At 65.3% G+C, this 22193-nt stretch carries 21 protein-coding genes and 1 tRNA gene; 12 read left to right on the forward strand and 10 right to left on the reverse strand.

The genetic code is table 11. The annotated features are described in order from the left end of the window. Complete coding sequence (locus PSV33_RS11155; RefSeq protein WP_300561666.1) at positions 1–1254, reverse strand: lipoprotein-releasing ABC transporter permease subunit; 1254 nt, start codon at positions 1252–1254, stop codon at positions 1–3. A 92-nt stretch (positions 1255–1346) separates the two neighbouring features. Here PSV33_RS11155 and PSV33_RS11160 point away from each other — a divergent pair, with 92 nt between their 5' ends. The 4 genes from PSV33_RS11160 (at position 1347) to PSV33_RS11175 (ending at position 5217) form a co-directional block, all read left to right on the forward strand. After that, positions 1347–2411 carry a hypothetical protein gene (locus PSV33_RS11160; protein WP_300561669.1) on the forward strand — a complete coding sequence of 355 codons (1065 nt, stop codon included), beginning with the start codon at positions 1347–1349 and terminating at the stop codon, positions 2409–2411. Further along, positions 2408–4144 (forward strand): single-stranded-DNA-specific exonuclease RecJ, encoded by a 1737-nt coding sequence (gene recJ / locus PSV33_RS11165; RefSeq protein WP_300561672.1) that lies wholly within the window; start codon positions 2408–2410, stop codon positions 4142–4144. The genes PSV33_RS11160 and recJ overlap by 4 nt, the downstream gene beginning before the upstream one ends. Before the next feature lie 113 nt (positions 4145–4257). Beyond that, positions 4258–4908 (forward strand): Crp/Fnr family transcriptional regulator, encoded by a 651-nt coding sequence (locus PSV33_RS11170; RefSeq protein WP_300561675.1) that lies wholly within the window; start codon positions 4258–4260, stop codon positions 4906–4908. 111 nt (positions 4909–5019) lie between these two features. Then, the gene (locus PSV33_RS11175) at positions 5020–5217 is read left to right on the forward strand and encodes a DUF2892 domain-containing protein (protein WP_300561677.1); all 198 of its coding nucleotides are present in this window, start codon (positions 5020–5022) and stop codon (positions 5215–5217) included. A 346-nt stretch (positions 5218–5563) separates the two neighbouring features. Here the strand turns inward: PSV33_RS11175 and PSV33_RS11180 are convergent, their stop codons facing one another. Continuing rightward, complete coding sequence (locus PSV33_RS11180; protein WP_300561680.1) at positions 5564–6235, reverse strand: glutathione S-transferase; 672 nt, start codon at positions 6233–6235, stop codon at positions 5564–5566. 91 nt (positions 6236–6326) lie between these two features. Here PSV33_RS11180 and PSV33_RS11185 point away from each other — a divergent pair, with 91 nt between their 5' ends. From PSV33_RS11185 to PSV33_RS11210, 6 genes are all read left to right on the forward strand, one after another. Then, entirely contained in the window at positions 6327–7187 is an 861-nt protein-coding gene (locus PSV33_RS11185; protein ID WP_300561682.1) for a 3',5'-nucleoside bisphosphate phosphatase, read from the forward strand. Then, positions 7184–8089, forward strand: coding sequence for a DMT family transporter (locus tag PSV33_RS11190; protein WP_300561685.1), 906 nt, complete (start codon positions 7184–7186; stop codon positions 8087–8089). The genes PSV33_RS11185 and PSV33_RS11190 overlap by 4 nt, the downstream gene beginning before the upstream one ends. A 21-nt stretch (positions 8090–8110) precedes the next feature. Continuing rightward, positions 8111–8746 carry an L-threonylcarbamoyladenylate synthase gene (locus PSV33_RS11195; protein ID WP_300561688.1) on the forward strand — a complete coding sequence of 212 codons (636 nt, stop codon included), beginning with the start codon at positions 8111–8113 and terminating at the stop codon, positions 8744–8746. A 168-nt stretch (positions 8747–8914) separates the two neighbouring features. Further along, entirely contained in the window at positions 8915–9583 is a 669-nt protein-coding gene (locus PSV33_RS11200) for a site-2 protease family protein (protein ID WP_300561690.1), read from the forward strand. Positions 9584–9596: 13 nt separating this feature from the next. Further along, a complete protein-coding gene (locus PSV33_RS11205; RefSeq protein ID WP_300561692.1) occupies positions 9597–10943 on the forward strand; it encodes a tryptophan--tRNA ligase in 1347 nt (448 codons plus the stop codon). A 205-nt stretch (positions 10944–11148) separates the two neighbouring features. Further along, positions 11149–11733 carry a response regulator transcription factor gene (locus PSV33_RS11210; protein WP_300561694.1) on the forward strand — a complete coding sequence of 195 codons (585 nt, stop codon included), beginning with the start codon at positions 11149–11151 and terminating at the stop codon, positions 11731–11733. 33 nt (positions 11734–11766) lie between these two features. Here the strand turns inward: PSV33_RS11210 and PSV33_RS11215 are convergent, their stop codons facing one another. The 6 genes from PSV33_RS11215 to PSV33_RS11240 form a co-directional block, all read right to left on the reverse strand. Beyond that, positions 11767–13188 carry an ATP-binding protein gene (locus PSV33_RS11215; RefSeq protein ID WP_300561696.1) on the reverse strand — a complete coding sequence of 474 codons (1422 nt, stop codon included), beginning with the start codon at positions 13186–13188 and terminating at the stop codon, positions 11767–11769. A gap of 170 nt (positions 13189–13358) precedes the next feature. Beyond that, positions 13359–13446, reverse strand: a tRNA-Ser gene (locus PSV33_RS11220). A 37-nt stretch (positions 13447–13483) separates the two neighbouring features. Further along, on the reverse strand, positions 13484–14824 hold the full coding sequence (gene serS, locus PSV33_RS11225; protein ID WP_300561698.1) for a serine--tRNA ligase: 1341 nt from the start codon (positions 14822–14824) through the stop codon (positions 13484–13486). A 48-nt stretch (positions 14825–14872) separates the two neighbouring features. Further along, the gene (locus tag PSV33_RS11230) at positions 14873–15814 is read right to left on the reverse strand and encodes a threonine/serine dehydratase (RefSeq protein ID WP_300561699.1); all 942 of its coding nucleotides are present in this window, start codon (positions 15812–15814) and stop codon (positions 14873–14875) included. A 16-nt stretch (positions 15815–15830) separates the two neighbouring features. Then, the gene (gene ispH, locus PSV33_RS11235) at positions 15831–16823 is read right to left on the reverse strand and encodes a 4-hydroxy-3-methylbut-2-enyl diphosphate reductase (RefSeq protein ID WP_300561701.1); all 993 of its coding nucleotides are present in this window, start codon (positions 16821–16823) and stop codon (positions 15831–15833) included. Positions 16824–16942: 119 nt separating this feature from the next. Next, a complete protein-coding gene (locus tag PSV33_RS11240; protein ID WP_300561703.1) occupies positions 16943–17431 on the reverse strand; it encodes an FKBP-type peptidyl-prolyl cis-trans isomerase in 489 nt (162 codons plus the stop codon). Between the two features lie 157 nt (positions 17432–17588). Between PSV33_RS11240 and radC the strand changes: the two genes are divergently transcribed. Both radC and PSV33_RS11250 read left to right on the forward strand, forming a co-directional pair. Beyond that, complete coding sequence (radC, locus tag PSV33_RS11245; protein WP_300561705.1) at positions 17589–18263, forward strand: DNA repair protein RadC; 675 nt, start codon at positions 17589–17591, stop codon at positions 18261–18263. Further along, positions 18263–18925 carry a Smr/MutS family protein gene (locus tag PSV33_RS11250; RefSeq protein WP_300561707.1) on the forward strand — a complete coding sequence of 221 codons (663 nt, stop codon included), beginning with the start codon at positions 18263–18265 and terminating at the stop codon, positions 18923–18925. The genes radC and PSV33_RS11250 overlap by 1 nt, the downstream gene beginning before the upstream one ends. A gap of 208 nt (positions 18926–19133) precedes the next feature. On the opposite strand, the gene PSV33_RS11255 is transcribed toward PSV33_RS11250, so the two are convergent. Further along, positions 19134–19550, reverse strand: a complete 417-nt coding sequence (locus PSV33_RS11255; protein ID WP_300561710.1) for a group II truncated hemoglobin — start codon at positions 19548–19550, stop codon at positions 19134–19136. 2 nt (positions 19551–19552) lie between these two features. Beyond that, positions 19553–22096 (reverse strand): FtsX-like permease family protein, encoded by a 2544-nt coding sequence (locus PSV33_RS11260; RefSeq protein ID WP_300561712.1) that lies wholly within the window; start codon positions 22094–22096, stop codon positions 19553–19555. Between the last annotated feature and the right edge of the window lie 97 nt (positions 22097–22193).

Genomic DNA, 22193 nt, shown 5'->3' on the forward strand with positions numbered 1-22193 from the left:
TTATTCATATCTGAGAGCCTCTGCGGGGTTCACGCGGCTGGCGCGCCAGCTCGGATAAATGGTGGCCAGGAAAGCCAGCACCAGTGCAATCACGACGATGGGCATGATGTCGGCGTACTGCGGTTCACTGGGCATGCGGCTGATCAGGTAGATGTCTTTAGGTAAAAAGCTGGCGTTGAGCAGGCGCTCCAGCGCGGGCACGATCACGTCGATGTTGAGCGCAATGCCCAGCCCCAGCAGCAGGCCGGACAAGGTGCCGATCACGCCAACCATCGCGCCCTGCACCATGAAAATGCCCATGATGCTTTTGGGGCTGGCGCCCAGGGTGCGCAGGATGGCGATGTCGGCGCGTTTGTCGGTGACCGTCATCACCAGGGTGCTGACCAGGTTGAAAGCGGCAACGGCCACGATCAGGGTCAGGATGATGAACATCATGCGTTTTTCAAGCTGCACGGCGGCAAACCAGGTCTTGTTCTGCCGCGTCCAGTCGCGGATCAGCAAATCACCGCTGAGGCTGCGCGACAACTCGGCCGCCACTTCGCGCGCCTGGTGCAGGTCCTTGAGCTTGACGCGGATGCCGGTCGGGCCTTCAAGGCGGAAAATCCTGGCGGCGTCGTCCTGGTGCAACATCACCAGCGCCGAGTCGTATTCGAAGTGGCCCGAGTCGAAGGTGCCGACCACGGTCATCTGCTTGAGGCGCGGCACCACACCCGCCGGCGTGACCTGGCCACTGGGGGCAATCAGCGTCACCTGGTCACCCTCACGCACCCCCAGCGAACGTGCGAGTTCGCCGCCCAGCACCACGCCGAACTGGCCGGGCACGAGCCTGGCCAGCGTGCTGACCGAGGCGGCAGCGAGGTCGGTCACCTGGCCCTCCAGCGCCGGATCGATGCCGCGCACCAGCGTGCCCTTCATGTCTTCGCCACGCGCCAGCAGGGCCTGTGCGGAAATAAACGTCGCAGCACCCACCACCTGCCGGTTGGCCTTGATTTCGGACAGTGTTTTCTGCGGGTCCGGCAGCGCCGCGCCATTGGGTGCAAACACCTCGATGTGCGAGATCACGCCCAGCATGCGGTCGCGCACTTCCTTCTGGAAGCCGTTCATCACGCTGAGCACAATGATCAGCGCAGCTACTCCGAGCGCGATGCCCAGCATGGAAACGCCCGAGATGAAGGAAATAAACCCGTTGCGCCGCGTGGCGCGGCCGGCGCGGGTGTAGCGCCAGCCCAGAATCAGTTCATAGGGGATTTGCATGGGACGATTGTGGCATCAGCCGGGGACCTTCCACATAACTCCCGCCCTGCACGGGTTATGCAGAGGGGCCTTGCATCCCGGACAATAGGGGCATGCCCGACTCCCTCCCCCCGCCCTCACACCATGGGGTGTTGCCTTTTGCCGCCTGCGCTTCTGACGACTGGCTGCCTGCCGTCCAGGCCATGCCAACCGGTGCTTTTCGCAACTTTGGCAAGTTGCTGCAGGGCATGCAGCCGGTCCACACCGACAGCGGCGATGTGCGCTCGCTGTCGCCGCCGCACGAGCGGGTGCTGGCCCGGGCGCTGGGCCTGCCCGCGTCCGACGGCCTGATCCCCTGGGCCGCCTGGCAGCACCTGCAGGCCGGCGGCACGCCCCCGGACCGGGCCTGGGCGGTCATCACGCCTTGCCATTGGGCCATGGGCCGCGAACACGCCACCATGACCGACCCGGCCGCGCTGGACCTGGCGGAGGGCGAGTCGCGCACGCTGCTGGCGGCCATGCAGCCCTACTTCGAGACCTACGGCATCACGCTGCACTATGCGGACCCGACACGCTGGCTCGCCGAAGGCGAGCTGTTTCGCCACCTGCCCAGTGCCTCGCTGGACCGCGTGCTGGGCCGCAATGTGGACCCCTGGCTGCCCGGCGCTGGAAGCGTGGGGGCCCGTTTCGGCGCCGGGCCGCCCCAAGCCGAAACAGCCCCCTCGGGGGGCAGCGTATTCCACGAAGCGAAAACCGTGGGGGCCAAAGCAATGCGTTTGCTGCAGAACGAAATGCAGATGCTGCTTTACACCCATGCGGTCAACGACGCGCGTGCGGCCAAAAGGCAGCTGACCGTCAACTCCTTCTGGATCAGCGGCAGCGGCGCCCTGCCTGATACCTTCCATGCCAAAGTGCAGTCGGCCACCACGCTCTCGCGCAGCCTGGCCCACGCCGCATTCAGCGACGACTGGGCCGCTTACGCACAAGCCTGGATGGCGCTTGATGCCGGCGAAGGCGCGCGGCTGCTCGCCCTGCAGCAAGGCGGCGCGACGGTCCGGCTGAGCCTGTGCGGTGAACGTCATGCCATCACCTTCGAAACCGCAAAAACCGGAATCTTCTCCAGAATGAAACGTCTTTTTGGCCAGCAGTCCTTGTCTGCTCTGCTCGAGCAGCTATGAAAATAATAGTACGTGAGGCACCGCCGCGCAGCGTCTGGGCGCTGCAGCAGGCTGGCGTTCACCCCTTGCTGGCGCAGTTGTATGCGGCGCGCGGGGTGCGCACCGCCGACGAGCTCGACGACGGTCTGGCCCGGCTGCTGCCGCCAGCGTCCATGAAAGGCACTGCGGAGGCCGCCGTGCTGCTGGCTGACGCCATCGCCGCGAACAGGAAGATCTGCGTGGTGGCCGACTACGACTGCGACGGCGCCACCGCCTGTGCCGTCGCGCTGCGCGGCCTGCGCCTGCTGGGCGCCACCCAGGTCGGCTACATCGTGCCGGACCGCGTGGTTGACGGCTACGGGCTGACCGCAAGCATTGCGGAGCGCGTCAAGGCCACGGGCGCCGACCTGCTGGTCACGGTGGACAACGGCATCGCCAGCATCGACGGCGTGGCGCGCGCACGCGCGCTGGGCATGCAGGTGCTGGTGACCGACCACCACCTGCCGGCGTTGAAAGACGGTGCCATCGTGCTGCCCGACGCCGACGTGATCGTGAACCCGAACCAGCCCGGCTGCACGTTCGAGAGCAAGGCCATGGCCGGCGTCGGCGTGATGTTTTATGTGTTGCTGGCGCTGCGTGCCGAGCTGCGAAAGCGCGGCATGTTTGATTCAGCCAATCAGCCCAAACTGGATGTCCTGCTCCCGCTGGTGGCACTCGGCACGGTCGCCGATGTGGTCAAACTCGACACCAACAACCGCCGCCTGGTGGCGCAAGGCCTCAAGCGCATACGCAGTGGCGCCCTGCCGGCTGGTCTGGCGGCGCTGTTCACCGCCGCCGGCCGCGTCGCGGCGGTGGCGACCAGTTTCGACTTCGGGTTTGCCGTCGGCCCGCGCATCAACGCCGCCGGCCGGCTCAGCGACATGACGCTGGGCATCGAGTGCCTGCTGACCGACGACGCGGGCCGCGCCGGGGAACTCGCCAAAACCCTGGACGGCATCAACCGTGAGCGGCGTGACATCGAGGCCGGCATGCGCGAGCAGGCCCAGTTGGCCGCCGACGCGATGATCGACGAAGACGCTCACGGGGAATATGGGCCGCCACCGGCGATTGCCATCTTCGACCCCGACTTTCACGAAGGCGTGGTCGGCATCGTGGCCTCGCGCATCAAGGACAAGCTGCACCGGCCGACCTTTGTGTTTGCGGCCAGCCAGGCGCCGGGCAAGGAACATGAACTCAAGGGCTCGGGCCGCTCGATCGCCGGCTTTCACCTGCGCGACGCGCTGGACCTGGTGGCCAAACGCCACCCCGGCGTCTTGTTGCGTTTTGGCGGCCACGCGATGGCGGCCGGCTGCACGATTGCCGAGGAACACTTCGAGGTGTTCGAGCAGGCGCTGCAGCAGGTGGCGCACGAGTGGCTGGACGCGGCCACCTTGCTGCGCCGCCTCGACACCGACGGCCCGCTGGCACCCGAGTACCGGCGCGCCGACCTGGTGGACACGCTGCACAAGGAGGTCTGGGGCCAGGGTTTTGCGGCGCCGACCTTCAGCGAGGAGGTCGAGGTCATCTCGCAGCGGCTGGTGGGCGAAAAACACCTGTCGCTCAAGCTCAAGCACCAGGGCCAGCCGGTGGACGGCATCTGGTTCGGCCACACCGAGTCGCTGCCGGCACGAGTCAAGCTGGCCTTCCGGCTCGATGCCGACGAGTGGCAGGGCATCAAACGTGTGCGTTTTCTGGTGGAGGCAGCAGAAATTTGAGTGATTTTGGCCTCCAGCCCAACAAGGACGTACGCGAGCAGCTATTTATTTGGTAGCACTTTAGGCCGGCGCAGCCTGCCATCACCATCACCCCCGGAAGTGAGCGTCATCCCATGAACGACCCCCTCGTCTTGTACCCCGCCCTGGCCCAGGTCGTGCCCGCGCTGGCCGAGCTGGGGCCGGAGGCCGGCCCGCTCAGCGTGCCGGCCGGCACCGTGCTGTTCGATGAAAACGCGCCCTGCCAGGGTTTTCCGCTGGTGCTCAGCGGCGAGATCAAGGTCTCGCGCCATTCCGGCGACGGGCGTTCGCTGGAACTCTACCGGGTGGTCCCCGGCGAGTTGTGCCTGGTCTCCAGCGCCTGCCTGTTTCGCAGCCAGCCGCTGTCGGCCCAGGGCCTGACCACCAAGCCCACCACCCTGCTGCTGATTGCCCCGCCGGTGTTTGCCCGCTGGCTGGAAACCCCGGTGTTCCGCAATGCGGTGCTGGGACTGTTTGCCGAACGCATGGCCGACCTCACCGGCTTGATCGACGCCGTCGCCTTCCAGCGACTGGACCAGCGGCTGGCGGCAGCCCTGCTGGGCCGTGGCCAGGACCTGGCGCTGACGCACCAGGCGCTGGCCGACGAGCTGGGCACCGTGCGCGAAATCGTCTCGCGCCTGTTGCGCCGCTTTGAGCGCGAGGGCTGGTTGGAGCTGGCGCGTGAGCACATCCACATCCGCGACAGCGCTGCACTCCGCGCCATGGCCGCGGCCCTGCACGCCTGAGTTCCGCACGGCCCAACAGGCCGCTGCGTGACCCAGGTCACAGACCCGGGCCGCGCCGGGGCGCCCAATGCAGGTGTCAGCTTTTGTTTCCGCTTTTCAAAGGAGCCCACCATGAAATCCAACGTCGGCGGCATCGACCGCACCCTTCGCATCGTCCTCGGCCTGGTCCTGATCGGGCTGGCCGCCACCGGCACGGTTGGCCTGTGGGGCTGGATTGGTGTCGTCCCCCTGGCCACCGGCGCCATCGGCTGGTGCCCGCCTTACGCCCTGTTCGGCTGGAACACCTGCTCCATGAAAAACAAGGCGTGACGCGCCAGGCCTGAGCTCAAGCCGGGGCGCCGCCTGCGCCTTGCGCGGCGCGTCCCGCGCTGTAGCTTTTGTCTGACGACCCCTGACAGGGCATGCCTACAGTCGCAAGCCGCGGCCCGGTCCATGATCTGGGACAGAAGGTGCACCCGCCGGTGCTTCCATAAAACTCCCAGAGGAACAACATGAACACCATCATTTACATCGTCGGCCTGGTCGTCATCATTGGCTTCATCCTGTCCTATTTCGGCTTCCGCTGAAATCCACACCGGCGCGACCAACGCTATTTAATTGATAGCTGCTTGCGCCCGTCCTTCATGGGCTGAAGGCACAAAAGACTTGAACATTTTCAGTGCAGCAGGGTGTATTCCCCGCCGCGCTGAATGGCCCGCTGGTAGGCCGGACGCGCGTGAATGCGCTCCAGAAAGGCCATCAGCTTCGGGCGGCTGGCGTCCAGCCCGCCGCGCGCTGCCGCTGCCTCCAGCACAAAACTCAGCTGGATGTCCGCACCGCTGAAAGCTTCACCTGCAAACCAGGTGCTCTTTCCCAATTCCCCCTCCAGATAATCCAGGTGCTGCCTGATTTGCGGCTCGATGAAGGCCGCCTTGGTCTTGCTGCTGATCGCCTTGGCGATCGGTTTGGCAAAAAACGGCATGGGCGTGGTTTCTATCTTGTCGAACACCAGCTTGAGCAGCAGCGGCGACATGGCCGAGCCCTCGGCGTAGTGCAGCCAGTAGGTGTAGCGCAGCCGCGCCGGCGTTCCGGGCGCCGGAGAGAATTTTCCGGCTCCGTAACGCTCCACCAGATAGTCGATGATGGCCCCCGACTCGGCCAGGGTCAGCTCACCGTCGGTGATGACCGGCGACTTGCCCAGCGGATGCACGGCGCGCAGGGCCGCGGGCGCCAGCATGGTTTGGGGGTCGCGCTCGTAACGCTGGATCTCGTAGTCAACGCCCAGTTCTTCGAGCAACCAGAGGATGCGTTGCGAGCGGGAGTGATTGAGGTGATGGACAGTGATCATGGGAGCATCCGGTGAAGTTCAGGAAGTGTTGCCATGGTAGGCCATGACACGGCGCGCCACGCCAGCAGGGCATAAAGCCTAAAATGAAGCGGTGACCCTCAAAAACATCCTGAACGCTGATCTGCACTGTCACTCCGTGGTGTCCGACGGCACCATGACCCCTGAAGCGCTGGCCGAGCGGGCCAAAACCAACGGCGTCGAACTCTGGTCCCTGACCGACCACGACGAAATCGGCGGCCAGCACCGCGCCGCCGCCGCGGCCCGGGCGCAGGGCATGCACTACCTGACCGGCACGGAAATTTCTGTGACGTTTGCCGGTGAAACCGTGCACATCGTCGGCCTCGGATTCGACCCCGACGACGCGGCCATGCAGCAGGGCCTGCGCAAGACGCGTGGCGGCCGCGAACAGCGCGCCATGGAAATGTCCGACTCGCTGGCCAAAGCAGGCATTCACGGCGCCTACGAAGGCGCACTGAAGTTTGTCGGCAACCCGGACCTGATCTCGCGCACCCACTTTGCGCGCTTCCTGGTGGAAACCGGTGTCTGCAAGGAAACCTCCGAGGTGTTTCGCAAGTACCTGACCGAAGGCAAACCCGGCTACGTGCCGCACCGCTGGGCCAGCTTGCAGGACGCCGTGACCTGGATCACCAGCGCCAAAGGCGTGGCAGTGATCGCCCACCCGGGGCGCTACAAATTCACTCCCAACGAAGAATACGCGCTGTTCACCGAGTTCAAGTCCCATGGCGGGCAGGCCGTGGAGGTCGTGACCGGCAGCCACAGCACGCAGGAATACGTGAAATACGCCGAAACCGCCCAGGAGTTCGGCCTGGCCGCCTCGCGCGGCAGCGACTTCCACAGCCCCGACGAAAGCCACACCGACCTGGGCACCCTGCCCTTTTTGCCCGGCCACCTCACGCCCGTCTGGGAGATCCTGGAAGACCGCATCCTGTGAGCCGCACACCTTCAGCCCTTGCAGGCATTGCGCTGGTGATTGCTGCCACCGCCTTTTTTGCAACGCTGGACACCACCACCAAGTTTGTCAGTGCCAGCGTGCCGCTGTTGATGGCCCTGTGGTTTCGCTACTTTTTCCAGGCGCTGGCCACCACGGCCGTGGTGCTGCCGCTGCGCGGCCTGAGCGTGCTGCGCACCGCCCACCCGAAATTCCAGTGCCTGCGTGGCCTGCTGCTGCTGTGCAGCAGCCTGTTCGCCTTCCTGAGCCTCAAGTACATGCCGGTGGCCGAGTTCACCGCCATCGGCGCCATCGTGCCCCTGCTCATCACCCTGCTGGCCGCCACCGCGCTCGGGGAAAAAGTCTCGGCACTGCGCTGGTCGCTGGTGCTGGGCGGATTTGCCGGCACGCTCATCATCATCCGTCCCGGCGGCGAAGACTTCACCTGGACGCTGTTGCTGCCGCTGGGCATGGTGGCGACCAACACCGGCTTCCAGGTGCTCACCAGCCGACTGGCCAAAACCGAAGACCCGATCACCATGCACCTGTACACCGGCTGGGTCGGCACGCTGCTGGCCTCGCTGGCCCTGCCTTTTGTCTGGATCACCCTGCCCTCGTGGTCACTGTGGGGCTGGCTGCTGTTGATGGGTGTGGCGGCCACCGTCGGCCATTTCATGCTGATTCTGGGTTACATGCGGGCGCCGGCCGCCACCCTCACGCCCTACCTGTACGCGCAGATCGCCTTTGCGATGGTCGGCGGCTGGATGGCCTTTTCGCATGTGCCGGACGGCTGGTCCATGATCGGCATGCTGATGATTGCCATCTGCGGCGCGCTGGGGGCCTGGCTGACGGCGCGCGAAAGCCGGGCGCTGAGAGAGTTCAGTGTGCGGCCGGCCGAGTCCTGACATCATTGCGGAACACACCCCATGGCCCAGTATTTCGAGATTCACCCTGACAACCCGCAAGTGCGCCTGCTCAGGCAGGCGGTGGCGCTGCTGACGCGCGGCGCGGTCGTGGCCGTGCCTACGGACTCCAGCTACGCGCTGGTCTGCCACCTTGACGATAAAGCCGCTGCCGACAGCCTGCGCCGCATCCGCGGCGTGGACGACAAACACCACCTGACCCTGCTGTGCCGCGACCTCAGCGAACTGGCCAACTACGCACGCGTCGACAACAGGCAATTCCGCCTGATCAAGGCCGCCACGCCGGGGCCCTACACCTTCATCCTCGAAGCCAGCAAGGAAGTGCCGCGGCGCCTGAGCCACCCCTCGCGCAAGACCATCGGCCTGCGTGTGCCGGGGCACAAAACCCTGCAATGCCTGCTGGAGCTGCACGGCGCGCCGCTGCTGGCCACCACGCTGATTCCACCTGGTCAGACCGAGCCGCTGAACGACGCCAGCGAGATCCGCGACCACATGGAGCACGACCTGGCGGCGGTCATTGATGCCGGCGCCTGCCCCAAGGAAGCCACCACGGTGATCGACCTGACCCCCATGGGCCAGGGCGGCGAGCCGGTGGTGGTGCGGCAGGGGCGCGGTGACCTGGCTGCGCTCGGCTTGTAGAGCCCCCACGGTCGCTCACTGCGAGCCAGCGGCAGCTCCCTGCCCCTTGCACTGGAAGAGGGGCCGCTACGCCCGCGGCCCCGGCTGGTCTGAAGAGACCCCCCTGGGGGCAGCGCAGTACACGCAGCGAGCGACCGTGGGGGCACCATCCTCTGAGACAATCCATTCATGGATATCGCCAACCTGATTCAAACCGTCGCCATCTACGCACTTCCCGTGCTGTTTGCCATCACCGTGCACGAGGCGGCGCACGGTTATGTGGCCCGGCATTTCGGCGACAACACCGCCTGGATGCTGGGCCGCGTGACGCTCAACCCGCTCAAGCACATTGACCCGGTGGGAACCATCCTGATGCCGCTGGTGCTTTACTTTGCGACCTCGGGCGCCTTTTTGTTCGGTTATGCCAAGCCGGTGCCGGTGCAGTTCGGCAAGCTGCGCAACCCCAAGCGCGACATGGTCTGGGTGGCGCTGGCCGGTCCGGGCGCCAATCTGGCCCAGGCCCTGCTGTGGGGAATTGCGCTCTACCTGCTGCAGGGCGCGGCCATCACCGAGCCGTTTTTCATCAAGATGTGCCAGGCCGGCATTCTGGTCAATGTGGTGATGCTGGTGTTCAACCTGTTTCCCTTGCCGCCGCTCGACGGAGGTCGTGTACTGGTGGGCCTGTTGCCGTGGAAACAAGCCATGCTGGTCTCGCGCGTGGAGCCTTGGGGGTTCTTCATCGTGATGGCGTTGGTGATTGCCGGCGTGATCACCAACCTGTGGATGCGGCCGCTGATGACGCTGACCTACGCCCTTCTTGAAATCGTGCTGACGCCTCTGGCGATGCTGGTGCAATGACCCTGGACAAATGATGACAACCAAGCCTTCCGACCCCGCCGTGCGCCCCGCCACTTCGCCTTCGCCCCAACGCTTTCTCACCGGCATCACCACCACCGGCACGCCGCACCTGGGCAACTATGTCGGTTCGATCCGGCCCTCCGTCGCAGCCAGCACAGGCGTCGGCGCAGAGAGCTTTTATTTCCTGGCCGACTACCACGCGCTGATCAAGTGCGACGAGCCCGCGCGCATCCAGCGCTCGACGCTGGAGATCGCTGCCAGTTGGCTGGCCGCCGGGCTGGACCCGGAGCGCGTGACCTTTTACCGCCAGTCCGACATCCCCGAGATTCCCGAACTCACCTGGCTGCTGACCTGCGTGACGGCCAAAGGGGTGCTCAACCGTGCCCACGCGTACAAGGCATCGGTGGACAAGAACACGGCAGCCGGCAACGACCCGGATGCCGACGTCAGCGCGGGCCTGTTCATGTACCCGGTACTGATGGGCGCCGACATCCTGATGTTCAAGGCGCACCACGTGCCGGTCGGCCGCGACCAGATTCAGCACATCGAGATGGCGCGCGACATGGCGCAGCGTTTCAACCATCTGTATGGTGAACACTTTGTGTTGCCGCAGGCGCTGATTGAGGAATCGGTGGCACTGCTGCCCGGCCTGGATGGCCGCAAGATGAGCAAGAGTTACGACAACACCATCCCGCTGTTCACGCCGCGCGAGCAGCTGAAAAAACTCATCGCCGGCATCGTCACCGACTCGCGCGCACCGGGCGAGCCCAAGGACGTTGAAGGCTCGGCCCTGTTCCAGATTTACCAGGCCTTTGCCAGCGAGCTTGAGACCGCCGCGCTGCGCCAGGCCTACAACGAAGGGATTGCGTGGGGTGACGCCAAGCAGCTCCTGTTCGAGCGGATTGACCAGGAAGTGGCGCCCATGCGCGCCCAGTACGAGGCGCTGATGAAGGACCCCGCCAGGATAGAAACCATCCTGCAGGCCGGCGCCGACAAGGCACGCCAGCTGGCAGCGCCCTTCCTGCGGGAACTGCGCCACGCGGTGGGCCTGCGCAACCTGGGTGCCCGGGCAAGCGCCGCCCCCCAAGAGAAGGCCGCCAAGGCCTCCCTGCCGGTCTTCAAGCAATACCGCGAAGCGGACGGCAAGTTTCATTTCAAGCTGGTCGATTCCCAGGGACAGCTGTTGCTGCAAAGCCACGGCTTCGACGCCCCCAAGGAGGCCGCGCAGGCGATTGGCCTGCTGCAGACCCACGGCGCCAGCGCACTCGACGGATTGCGGGACAAACTGCAGCCTCTGTCCGGAATCACCGCGCCAGCACTGGATCTGGCCTTGCAACAGCTGGTCGAAGCGCGGTCCTGACGATCGGAACGCGGCTGTCAAAACACCTCCTGCAGCCGGAGTATCAGGTTGACGAGTAATGAAAAAGGATGCGTTTTTAGCACTGAAACGTGAACTAGTTCCGGACTTAGAATCTATCGTTTCCTCGCCAACTTGACAGTCAGCAGGTAAGCTTACTTTTTGTTCCAGTTATTGACAGTCTTTCACACTCTCACCAGCAGGCCCCATGCGTATTTTTGTCATTGATGACCATCCACTCATGCGCGAAGCGGTGGTGATGCTTATTCGCCGTCTGCATACAAAAGCGAGCGTCATCGAGCTGGACAGGCTGGCGGCCATTGGCGCGGCTGTGGAACAGCATGGCATTCCGGACATCATCTGCCTCGACCTCAAACTGCCGGACACCCATGGCGTGTCCGGCGTGCGGGAGGTGCGTCAGCAGTTTCCCGAGGTGCCCATCGTCGTGTTGTCAGCCGCTCCGGCACAGGACTACCAGGACCTCTCGCTGGAAGCCGGCGCCGATGTCTACATTGAAAAATCTGTCGGTGCGACCGAGATCGCCAAGGTTCTGAAAACTTTTCTGGACGACAGCGCCGACCCGGAAGCCAGCACCGAACCCGAGAAACTGTCCAAACGCCAGAAGCAGTTGCTGGTGATGCTGGACAAAGGCATGAGCAACCGCGACATTGCCGCCGAGCTGCAGATCAGCGAACACACGGTGAAAGTTCATTTGTGGCGGCTGTTTCGCAGGCTCAACGTCAAGAGCCGCTCACAGGCCAGCCACCTGGCCCGCACGCAGGGCCTGCTCTAAAGCCTGCTCGGGCCTCGGAGCCCGGGCGCCGCTTCAGTGGTGAATGTCCGGCCGCCCGCGAGCGACCTCCCCTTCGTCAAAGGCCTCCATGTCGAGCCGGAACACCGTGCCCTGCCCAGGCCGTGACTGCATGCTCAGGCGGTGGTTCAAGGCGCCACACAAACGCGTGACAATGGCCAGGCCCAGCCCGAAGCCTTCCTCGGTGCCGTTGTGCCTGGCCACGCGGTAAAACTCCTGGAAAATCGCCTGCTGGTGCTCCGGTGCCACGCCCACGCCGGTATCCCACACCTCCACACGCCAGCCGTCCTCACCCGGGCGAACCGCCAACAGCACGCCACCCCGCTCGGTATGGCGGATCGCGTTGGACAGCAGGTTGCCAAGCAGGCGCTTGAGCAGCACCGGGTCGGAGCGCACCGCCCCCGCCAGCACATGGCTGCGCAGGTCCAGCCCCTTCTCCCTGGCCAGCGGGGCGTACTGCATCTCCAGCTCCCCGACCATCGACGGCAGGTCCACCCGCTGCCAGTTCACCTCGACCACGCTCGCATCGAGCTTGGCCAGATCAAACAGCGAGTTGAAAAGCTCATTGACGGCCTGCGTGGACTGCACAATTTTGGGTGTGATCTGCAACACCAGTTCCGGCTCGGCGCGTAGCCAGTCGGCATACAGGCTCAGGGCATGCACAGGCTGACGCAAATCATGGGCGGCACTGGCGATGAACCGGTTTTTCGCCTCGACCGCCTCCAGCGCCGTGCGTGTCTTGTCGGTCAGCGAGGCGATCAGCTGCGCATTGGCAAACTGCAGCTCCAGGTTGGAACGCTGCACGCGGTGCAGGCGTTGCCCAGCCATGCGCACCGCCGACCAGTAGATCAGCACCAGCAGCACCAGTGCATAGGTCGTCACAGTGCCGGGAAAGGGCCGCTCTACCGCCACGCTCCAGGCCATCGCGGCCAGGATGGTGTAAGCCAGCCCGTTGATGTACCCCATGAAACAGCGCAGGCACGCGGCAAACGCCCCCACCGAAAAACCCGCCATGCCCACCAGCACGATCAGGCAGATGAACTGGTCAAAGTCCGGCGCCTTGCGAAAGTACAGGAACATCGACGAGCCCCAGACCACGGCCCCCAGGGTCCAGGTCCAGCCATAACGTGCAATGAAGGCCCGCTGCCGGTCGATGCCCGAACCCGCATAGTCGCGCTGGTAGATCCGCACCACCTGGAAGCGCATCACCATGAGCAGCACGGCCGCCAGCGTCCAGCTCAGCAAAGCGAAGTGGTTGACGTTGTTGTAGAGGACAAGCACGATGACGGGAATCACCAGCGCAGCTGAATTGAGCGCCGGCCGCGCATTGCGCATGAAGTTGCGCGTCAGCTTGGCATCCACCCAGTCATCACGCGCGGCGATGTCCGCCACGACATGGCGGCTGTCACCGGGTAAAAGCGGGGCGGCGGAATCCATGGCTGGAGTTTAGCGGCGGGCACGACGATGTATCCGCCGCGCCACCCCGATCACGGCAAATCCTCCATTCAGGAGCCAACTTCTCCGGCGCCCGGATGCAAAAAAGCCCCGTCAACACTGGGTTTGCGGGGCTTTTAGGGGTCCATGCTGGACTGTATAAAACGAATCCTTGGCGGAGAGGGTGGGATTCGAACCCACGGTACCTTGCGGTACGCCTGATTTCGAGTCAGGTACATTCGGCCACTCTGCCACCTCTCCTAAATCGAACCGCAATTCTAGCAGGCTGGCGAACCGGTCAGCGAGCGGGCGGTGCCAGTACCGTGATGCCGCCCATGTAAGGCTGCAGGGCAGCCGGCACCGCAATGCTGCCGTCTTCGCACTGGTAGTTTTCCAGCACCGCGACCAGCGTGCGGCCCACGGCCAGGCCGGAACCGTTGAGGGTGTGCACAAATTCGTTTTTACCCTGGGCGTTCTTGAAGCGGGCCTGCAGGCGGCGGGCCTGGAAGGCTTCGCAGTTGGAGACAGAGCTGATTTCGCGGTAGGCGTTCTGGCCCGGCAGCCAGACTTCCAGGTCGTAGGTCTTGCTGGCGCCGAAGCCCATGTCGCCGGTGCACAGCAGCATCACGCGGTAAGGCAGGCCCAGCTTTTGCAGGATGGCTTCGGCGTGACCGGTCATGGCCTCGAGTGCGTCGTAGCTGTGGTCGGGGTGCACGATCTGCACCATCTCGACCTTGTCGAACTGGTGCTGGCGGATCATGCCGCGGGTGTCGCGGCCGTAGCTGCCGGCCTCTGACCGGAAGCACGGCGTATGCGCGGTGAATTTGAGCGGCAACTGCGCCTCGGGCAGCACCTCGTCGCGCACAAAGTTGGTCAGTGGTACTTCGCTGGTAGGAATCAAATAGAGCGCCGTGCTTTCGGCTTCTGCTGCACCTTCCTGCCCGCCCTTTTTGGCGGCAAACAGGTCTTCTTCAAACTTGGGCAACTGGCCGGTGCCGCGCAGGGAGTCGCCATTGACGATGTAGGGCACATAACACTCGGTGTAGCCGTGTTCGGCCGTCTGCACATCGAGCATGAACTGCGACAGCGCCCGATGCAAACGCGCCAGCTGTCCCTGCATGACGGTGAAGCGAGAACCGGTGAGCTTGGTGCCGAGTTCGAAGTCCAGCCCTAGCGGCTGGCCCAGGTCCACATGGTCTTTCACTTCAAAGGCATAAGCCGGTGGCTCGCCACCCCAGCCTTCCACCGGCGTCCATTTGCGCACTTCAACGTTGCCGGCTTCGCCCGCGCCCTGCGGCACGCTTTCATGCGGCAGATTGGGCACGGCCAGCAGCAGCGCCTGCATCTCGGCCTGGATCTGCTCGAGCCGGACGCTGGAGGCTTCGAGCTCGATCTTGGAGCTGCTCACCTGCGCCATCACGGCGCTGGCGTCTTCGCCTTTGGACTTGAGCTGGCCGATCTGTTTGGACAGGGTGTTGCGCTGGTTCTGCAGCTCCTCCGTCCTGATCTGCAAGGCCTTGCGCTCGGCCTCCAGCGCCTGGAAGGCTTCCACGTTCAGGAAGGCTTGGGGGCTTTTGCGGGTTTCCAGCCGGCGAATAGCCGAGGGCAGGTCTTTACGGAGCAGGTTGATGTCTAGCATGGGCTCATTGTATTTTGTGCCGCGGCAGGCCGGCCACCGGGGCGGGGTTCAGTTCAGGCTGGCCGGGTCGAGGTTGGCGCCGCAGATGATCAGGCAGACTTTTTCGTCCGGCCGCGGCAGATAGGCGCCGCTGTGCAGCGCAGCCAGCGGCAAGGCCGCGGCCGGCTCCACTGCCAGCCTGAGCTCCTTCCACAGCCACAGCTGGGCGGCCCGGATGGCGTCGTCGCTGAGCAGCAGCGCATCACGCACATGCGCCTGGGTGGCCGCCCAGGCCAGGTCGCCAATACGTTTGGCGCCGAGCGAGTCGGCAGCCACACCGCTGACGGCCACGTCGACCGGCTGCCCGGCTTCACGCGCCTTGAACAGCGTGGGCGCCAGTTCGGGCTCGAGTGCAACCACGCGGGCGCGCTGCTCGAACCAGCTCGCCACCCCGGCGATCAGGCCGCCGCCACCGACGCTGACCAGCACGGCGTCGGGCAGGCCGGCCTGCTGTTCGATCTCCAGCGCCAGCGTGCCGGCGCCGACCACCACTTCGCTCTGGTCGTAAGCATGGGTCAGCAGCGCGCCGGTTTGCTGCTGGCGCGCCAGGCAGGCCTGCAGCGCTTCCGAGTAAGCCGCGCCGGTGACCACCACCTCGGCGCCCAGGGCGGCCAGCTTGGCGCGTTTGGCCGGGCTGGACACCTCGGGCACAAACACCTCGCAGCGCACACCGAGCTCACGCGCGGCGGCCGCGGTGGCAATGCCGGCGTTGCCGCCCGACGCCACAATCACGCCACTGGGCGGGATGGGGTTGGACAGCAGGCGGTTGAGCATGCCGCGCGCCTTGAAGCTGCCGCCGGTCTGCAGCTGCTCGAGTTTGAGCCAGACTTCGGCGCAGTCCACGCCGAGGGCCTTGCCGGGCAGCTTCCATACCGGGGTTTGACGAATAAAGTGGCTGTAGCCCTTATGGAATGTGCGCTGACAGCTCTCAATTTGATAGCGATAGGACATATCTGGCATACCGGGCCTAGGACTCGGCATGCAAATCACTGCCGATGGCGTCCAGCGCGGAGCCATGCAGCTTGAGCCCCTTGGGCAGCGGAAACTTGAGCGTCTCCTCGATGCCGGCCATCTTTCGAACCGACACCGCCCCCAGCGCCTTGATGCGGTCGATCACCTGCTTGACCAGGATCTCGGGCGCAGACGCCCCGGCAGTCAGGCCGACGCGGCTTTTGCCCTCGAACCACTCGGGCTTGAGCTCGGTGGCGTCGTCCACCATGTAGGCCTCGGTGCCGAGCTTGACGGCCAGCTCGCGCAGGCGGTTGCTGTTGGAGCTGGTCGGGCTGCCGACCACGATCAGGATGTCGACCTGCGGGCTCATGATCTTGACGGCGTCCTGCCGGTTCTGCGTGGCGTAACAGATGTCCTGCTGCTTGGGCGAGCGCACGTTGGGGAAACGCGCCTTCACCGCGGCGCTGATCTCGGCGGCGTCGTCCACACTCAGCGTGGTCTGCGTCACCACTGCAAGTTTTTCGGTCTGCGCGGGCTGGATGCGTGCCACGTCGGCCACGTCTTCCACCAGATGAATGCCGCTGTCGAGCTGGCCCATGGTGCCCTCGACCTCGGGGTGGCCCTTGTGGCCGATCATGATGAACTCGTAACCTTCCTTGTTGAGCTTGGCCACTTCGACGTGCACCTTGGTCACCAGCGGACAGGTGGCGTCAAAAATCCGGAAGCCGCGCGCTTCGGCCTCGCGCTCCGTGGCCTTGCTGACTCCGTGGGCGCTGAACACCAGAGTAGCGCCGGCGGGCACATCGTCCAGGTCTTCGATGAAGATCGCGCCTTTGTCCTTGAGCTCGTTGACCACATAGGTGTTGTGCACGATTTCGTGGCGCACATAAATCGGCGCGCCGAACTTGCCAAGCGCGCGCTCGACGATTTCAATCGCGCGGTCCACGCCGGCGCAGAAGCCGCGCGGCTCGGCGAGGATGATTTCCTGGGGTGAGTTCTTGGCCCCCACGCTTGTCGCTTCGCGTGCCTCCGGCGTTACGCTGCCCCTTTCACCTGACACAGGGGTTGATTTTCCCAGGGGCGGCCCGTCGGAAAATTGTCCTTCTGCGTTGATGTCCTTGTTGTCAGTCATAAAACGCCAATCACCAAAACTTCAAACACCACCGGCTGGCCGGCCAGCGGGTGGTTGAAGTCGAACTGCACCGCGTCGCCTTCCTCCTTGACCTGCTGCACGCTGCCTGCGTACTGGCCCATGCCGTCGGGCGTGGGGAACTGCACCACATCACCGACCTTGTACTGCTCGTGCGGGTCGCCCAGCTCATTGAGCAGCTTGCGCGCCACCCATTGCACCAGCTCGGGGTTGCGCTCGCCGAAAGCCTCGCCGGCGGCCAGCTCGAAGCTGGTGCGCGTGCCTTCCGGCAGGCCCAGCAGGCGCTGTTCGATGGCGGGGGACAGCTCGCCGGCGCCCAGGCTGAGGGTGGCCGGCTTGCCCGCGAAGGTGTTGATGATGTCGGCGCCTGGTTTTCCGTCCGTGGACGGCCCGGCCATGCGGTAGTGCAGGGTCAGGAAAGAACCGGGCTGAACGACGGGGGGAGCGGATGTTTCCACGGTGGACATAGGACTTTCGGGTGCCGGCCCGGCGGGCCGCCAACTGTTTGTAAACTGCCCCTATTGTAGAAAGTGCTGAACGGACAAAAAAAACACCCCGGTTTACCCCTGCTACCGCCCTGCCAGCCCGCGCCGTCTGTCCGTCAACCCACCCAAAAGCCTCGCCATGCTGCTCAAAGACCTGCCCGAGGACGCCCGCCCCCGCGAAAAGCTGCTGGCCAGAGGCCCCGGCGCGCTCAGCGATGCCGAGCTGCTGGCCCTGTTGCTGCGCAGCGGCATTCCCGGCAAAAACGCGCTGCAGATGGGCCAGGAGTTGGTGGACACTTTCGGCGGCGTGGCCGGCCTGCTGCACACCGGGCACGAAGCTCTCAAAAACATCAAGGGCCTGGGGCCGGCCAAACGCGCCGAACTGGTGGCGGTGCTGGAACTGGCGCGCCGGGCGCTGGCGCAGGAGCTGCAGGACAAGCCGCTGTTTTCCACGCCGCAGGCCGTGCGCGACTACCTGCAGCTGCAGCTCGGCAGCCGGCCGCATGAAATTTTTGCGGTGCTGTTTCTCGACAGCCAGCACCGGCTGATTGCGCTGGAAGAGCTGTTTCGCGGCACGCTGACACAAACCAGCGTCTACCCGCGCGAGGTGGTGGTGCGGGCGCTGGCCCTGCACGCTGGCAGCGTGGTGCTGGCGCACAACCACCCGAGCGGCGAAGCCCGGCCCTCGCGTGCGGATGAGGCGCTGACGCAGACGCTCAAAGCCGCGCTGGCCCTGGTGGACGTGCGGGTGCTGGACCATTTTGTCGTGACCCGCACGCAGGCCGTCTCGATGGCGGAACGGGGGCTGCTCTGATGGCAGTCCGACCACCGGCCATCAAGGACCTGAAGGGCCTGAAAGCCGTCAAGCTCGAGATAGAAACCCGGGCCCGGCAGGAGGCCGAACTCAAGGCGGCACGCGCGGCTGCCGCTGCGCAGGCAAAGGCCGAAAAGGAGCTTTTCTCACGCGCCATCGGCCCGGTCAAGGCGCTGCCAGCCCGGCACCGGCCCGGCCACCGGGCGCAGCTGGCACCGGCCCAGCCCGCGCCGATTCCGGTGCAGCAGCAGCGCGACGAGCTGGCCGTGATGCGCGAGGCCATTTCCGACGAATTTGATGTGGAAACTCTGCTCGACACCGACGAGGCGCTGAGTTTTCGCCGCCCGGGCATGGGGCCGGACGTGGTGCGCAAGCTGCGCCGCGGCGGCTGGAGCATCCAGCGCCAGCTCGACCTGCACGGCCTGCGCCGCGAGGACGCGCGTGACGCGCTCTCGGCTTTCATTCGCGAGGCCCACAAGGCCGGCATGCGCTGCGTGCGTGTGGTGCATGGCAAGGGACTGGGTTCGCCAGGCAAGACGCCGGTGCTCAAGGGCCGGGTGCAGAGCTGGCTGATCCAGAAGCAGGAAGTGATTGCCTTTGTGCAGGCGCGGCCGGCCGAGGGCGGCGCCGGCGCGCTGGTGGTGCTGCTGGCGCAGAGCTGAATTTTCCCGTTTTGCTATGAATTCAGGAGCTGTTGGCGCACGACACGCAAGGGCTGAAGGCCAATATCACCGATAAATGCCAGTGAAAATGCCGGTAAAAATGGCGGTGCGAAGCAGTGTGCGGGATTTTTGAAGTCAAAAGTGCCCGTGGCCCAGGTGGGGCGGGCGCAAGCAGCTACCAAATAAATAGCAACCTCCCGGACGGCGCCTAGGCTGGCGAATTGCGCATCCAGTCGGCGGTCTGGAAAAATGAGGTCTGCAAGCGCTCGCGCAGGGCTGGGTCGACACCGGTTTCGCCCATCGCCTGGTCCATGCAGGCCAGCCACTGGTCGCGCTCGAGGATGCCGATGACAAAAGGCATGTGGCGCAGGCGCAGCTTGGGGTGGCCAAAACGTTCGGTGTAGTGTTGCGGCCCACCGAGCCAGCCGCACAGGAACCAGAACAGGTGTTGCCGCGCCTTGGCCAGGTCGCTGCCGTGGGCTGCGCGCAATGCAGCGTAGCCGGGTTCCAGGTCCATCAGGTCGTAAAAACGGTCCACCAGCGCCTTCACGCGCGCTTCGCCGCCTATCCAGTCGAAGGGGGTGGCGAACGGCGCGGCACCCGGTGGTTTTTCTTCGGCCTGCATGCTCATTGCGCCTTGCGCAAGGTTTCCACGACGGGCGTGTTGAGCACGGAGCGCAGGCCCCACCAACCCGCCGCCATCGCCAGCACAGCGCCGGCGAGGCTGCCCAGCAGCGGCACGGTCCAGGAGCCGGTCCAGCTGAAATCGAACACATAACGCGCCAGGCCCCAGCCCACCACCAATGCGACGATGGACGCGAGGAAGCCGGCCAGCAGGCCGACGCCGGCGAGTTCGGCGCGCTGCACCTGGCGCAGCAGCGAGGCGCGCGCCCCGACGGCACGCATGATGGCGAACTCATGCGCGCGCTCTTCGCGCGTCGCCGTGATGGCCGCAAACAGCACCACCAGGCCGGCGGCCAGCGTGAAACCGAACAGGTACTCCACCGCGCGTATCACCTGGTCGAGCACACGCTGCACCTGGGCGATGGTGCTGCTCATGTCGACATTGGTGATGTTGGGAAAGGCCTTGACCAGTTCGTTGTCAAAGCTGCGCGGCTTCACCCCGCCCTGCGAGGGCACACGCTCGGGCGCGCGGAAGGCGCTGATGTAGGACACCGGCACATCCGTCATTTTCGCCACCGGGTACATCACGAAAAAGTTGACCCGCATGGAGCCCCAGTCGACCTTGCGCAGGCTGGTGATTTTTGCCTCGCTGAGTTGGCCGCCGATGTCGAAACGCAGGCTGTCGCCCAGCTTGAGGCCCAGCGTTTTGGCCAGCCCGTCCTCGACACTGATGGCACCGGCCTCGTAGGCCGTCCAGCGGCCGGCCACCACCTGGTTGTGCGAGGGCTGCTGCGCGGCATGGGACAAATTGAACTCGCGGTCCACCAGGCGCTTGGCGCGGTCATCCTCGAAATCGTCCGGGGTGACGTCCTTGCCATTGACCGCGACCAGGCGGCCACGAATCATGGGGTACCAGTCAAACTTCGTGACACCGCCATCGCGCAGGGCCTGCTGGAATGCATCGCCCTGCTCGGGTTGCACATTGATGACAAAACGATTCGGCGCGTCGGGCGGCGTGGCGCGGCGCCAGCTGCTGATCAAATCGGTACGCAGCAGCACTAGCAGCATCAGCGCCAGCAGGCCGACCGCCAGCGCGCTGACCTGCACCACGGCATAGCCGGGGCGGGCCGACAGCTGGCGTGTGGCCAGCACCAGCCAGCGTGGCGCGGTGGTTTCGCTGACGCTGACGCGCAGCAGCTTGACGGCCGCGAAGCTGGCCACGGCAAACACCACCACGGCCCCGGCAAAACCGCCGACGGCAATCAGGCCAAGCTTGAGGTCGCTGCTGGCGGCCACCAGCAAGGCCGCAAAACCGAGCACCCCGACCAGCAGCACGGCGAGAGAGGCCGGACGCAGGTTGCCGACATCGCGGCGGATCACGCGCAGCGGCGGCACCTGGGCCAGCTGCAACACCGGCGGCAGGCCGAAAGCGAGCAGCAGGGTCAGCCCCATGCCCATGCCAAACGCCACCGGCCAGAAGGTAGGCGCCGGCAAGGCGGTTTCGACCAGGCCGGCCAGCAGCAGCACAAAACCGTAGTGCACGGCAAAACCGATCAGCACCCCGAGCGCACTGGCTGCCAGGCCGGCCAGAACGAACTCAAAGGTGTAGGCCAGCGCGATGGTGCATTGCGGCTGGCCCAGCACGCGCAGCATGGCGCAGTCGTCCAGGTGTTTGGCTGCAAAGCCCCGTGCCACGATGGCCACGGCCACGGCGCTCAGCAGGGCGGCCAGCAAGGCCACCAGATTGAGGAATTTTTCGGCACGGTCCAGTGTCTGGCGCATCTCGGGGCTGCCGGTTTCCAGCGACTCGATGCGCACACCGCGGAAGTCGGCCTTCTTGATTTCCTGCGTGGCCCACTGGACAAAGGTCTTCACCGCGGCATCGCTGCCGGCCACGGCAAAGCGGTAATTGGTCCGGCTGGCCGGCTGGATCAGGCCGGTGGCCGCCAGGTCGGCACTGTTGATCATCACGCGTGGTGAAAAATTGGCAAAACCGCCGCCGCGGTCCGGCTCCTGGACAATCACCCGCGCCAAGGTGAAGCGCGCGTCGCCCATCAGCAGGGGCTGGCCGATGCGCAGGCCCAGCGCATCGAGCAGCGATGCATCGGCCCAGGCCGTGCCCGGGGCGGGAATCTCGCGGGTGGCCGCGCCGACAGCCTCGGGGCTGGTTGCGACCTGCAGGGTGCCGCGCAGCGGATAACCTTCTGGCACCGCCTTGAAGGCCACGAGTTTGCTGCTGCCGCCGTCTTCCTCGCTCGCTCGGCCCATGGTCGGGAAGGTCACGGTGGAGGCAACTTGCAGGCCCAGGCTGCGCGCCTTGGCGATGAACACCTCGGGGGTCATGCCGTCGCTGCGCAAAACGGCATCACCGCCGAGGAGCTGGCGGGCGTCGCGCTGCAGCCCCCCCTTGAGACGGTCCGCAAAAAACCCGACGGCCGTCAGGGCTGCGACTGCCAGCGTCACCGCGACGATCAGCAGCCGCAGTTCTCCGGCGCGCAGGTCGCGCAGCAGCGTGCGCCAGCCGAGTTTGAGGAAAAGGGTGTTCATCGCCTGACGATAACGCAAAGTGCACAGCCCCGGCGTCTGACGGTTTCTGCTGCCGGTCAGCCGGAACATGGGTTGGGCAAGACCACGCAGGGAAATG

The organism is Polaromonas sp., from assembly GCF_029945895.1.
GTDB lineage: Bacteria > Pseudomonadota > Gammaproteobacteria > Burkholderiales > Burkholderiaceae_C > Polaromonas.

Coding starts and splice junctions, on each gene's coding strand:
- PSV33_RS11170 (WP_300561675.1), top strand. CDS start 4,258: ATGAACGACCCCCTCGTCTTGTACCCCGCCCTGGCCCAGGTCGTGCCC.
- PSV33_RS11240 (WP_300561703.1), bottom strand. CDS start 17,431: ATGTCCACCGTGGAAACATCCGCTCCCCCCGTCGTTCAGCCCGGTTCT.
- PSV33_RS11205 (WP_300561692.1), top strand. CDS start 9,597: ATGACAACCAAGCCTTCCGACCCCGCCGTGCGCCCCGCCACTTCGCCT.
- PSV33_RS11215 (WP_300561696.1), bottom strand. CDS start 13,188: ATGGATTCCGCCGCCCCGCTTTTACCCGGTGACAGCCGCCATGTCGTG.
- recJ (WP_300561672.1), top strand. CDS start 2,408: ATGAAAATAATAGTACGTGAGGCACCGCCGCGCAGCGTCTGGGCGCTG.
- PSV33_RS11250 (WP_300561707.1), top strand. CDS start 18,263: ATGGCAGTCCGACCACCGGCCATCAAGGACCTGAAGGGCCTGAAAGCC.
- PSV33_RS11200 (WP_300561690.1), top strand. CDS start 8,915: ATGGATATCGCCAACCTGATTCAAACCGTCGCCATCTACGCACTTCCC.
- serS (WP_300561698.1), bottom strand. CDS start 14,824: ATGCTAGACATCAACCTGCTCCGTAAAGACCTGCCCTCGGCTATTCGC.
- PSV33_RS11210 (WP_300561694.1), top strand. CDS start 11,149: ATGCGTATTTTTGTCATTGATGACCATCCACTCATGCGCGAAGCGGTG.
- PSV33_RS11180 (WP_300561680.1), bottom strand. CDS start 6,235: ATGATCACTGTCCATCACCTCAATCACTCCCGCTCGCAACGCATCCTC.
- PSV33_RS11175 (WP_300561677.1), top strand. CDS start 5,020: ATGAAATCCAACGTCGGCGGCATCGACCGCACCCTTCGCATCGTCCTC.
- PSV33_RS11195 (WP_300561688.1), top strand. CDS start 8,111: ATGGCCCAGTATTTCGAGATTCACCCTGACAACCCGCAAGTGCGCCTG.
- PSV33_RS11160 (WP_300561669.1), top strand. CDS start 1,347: ATGCCCGACTCCCTCCCCCCGCCCTCACACCATGGGGTGTTGCCTTTT.
- PSV33_RS11155 (WP_300561666.1), bottom strand. CDS start 1,254: ATGCAAATCCCCTATGAACTGATTCTGGGCTGGCGCTACACCCGCGCC.
- PSV33_RS11255 (WP_300561710.1), bottom strand. CDS start 19,550: ATGCAGGCCGAAGAAAAACCACCGGGTGCCGCGCCGTTCGCCACCCCC.
- radC (WP_300561705.1), top strand. CDS start 17,589: ATGCTGCTCAAAGACCTGCCCGAGGACGCCCGCCCCCGCGAAAAGCTG.
- PSV33_RS11230 (WP_300561699.1), bottom strand. CDS start 15,814: ATGTCCTATCGCTATCAAATTGAGAGCTGTCAGCGCACATTCCATAAG.
- PSV33_RS11260 (WP_300561712.1), bottom strand. CDS start 22,096: ATGAACACCCTTTTCCTCAAACTCGGCTGGCGCACGCTGCTGCGCGAC.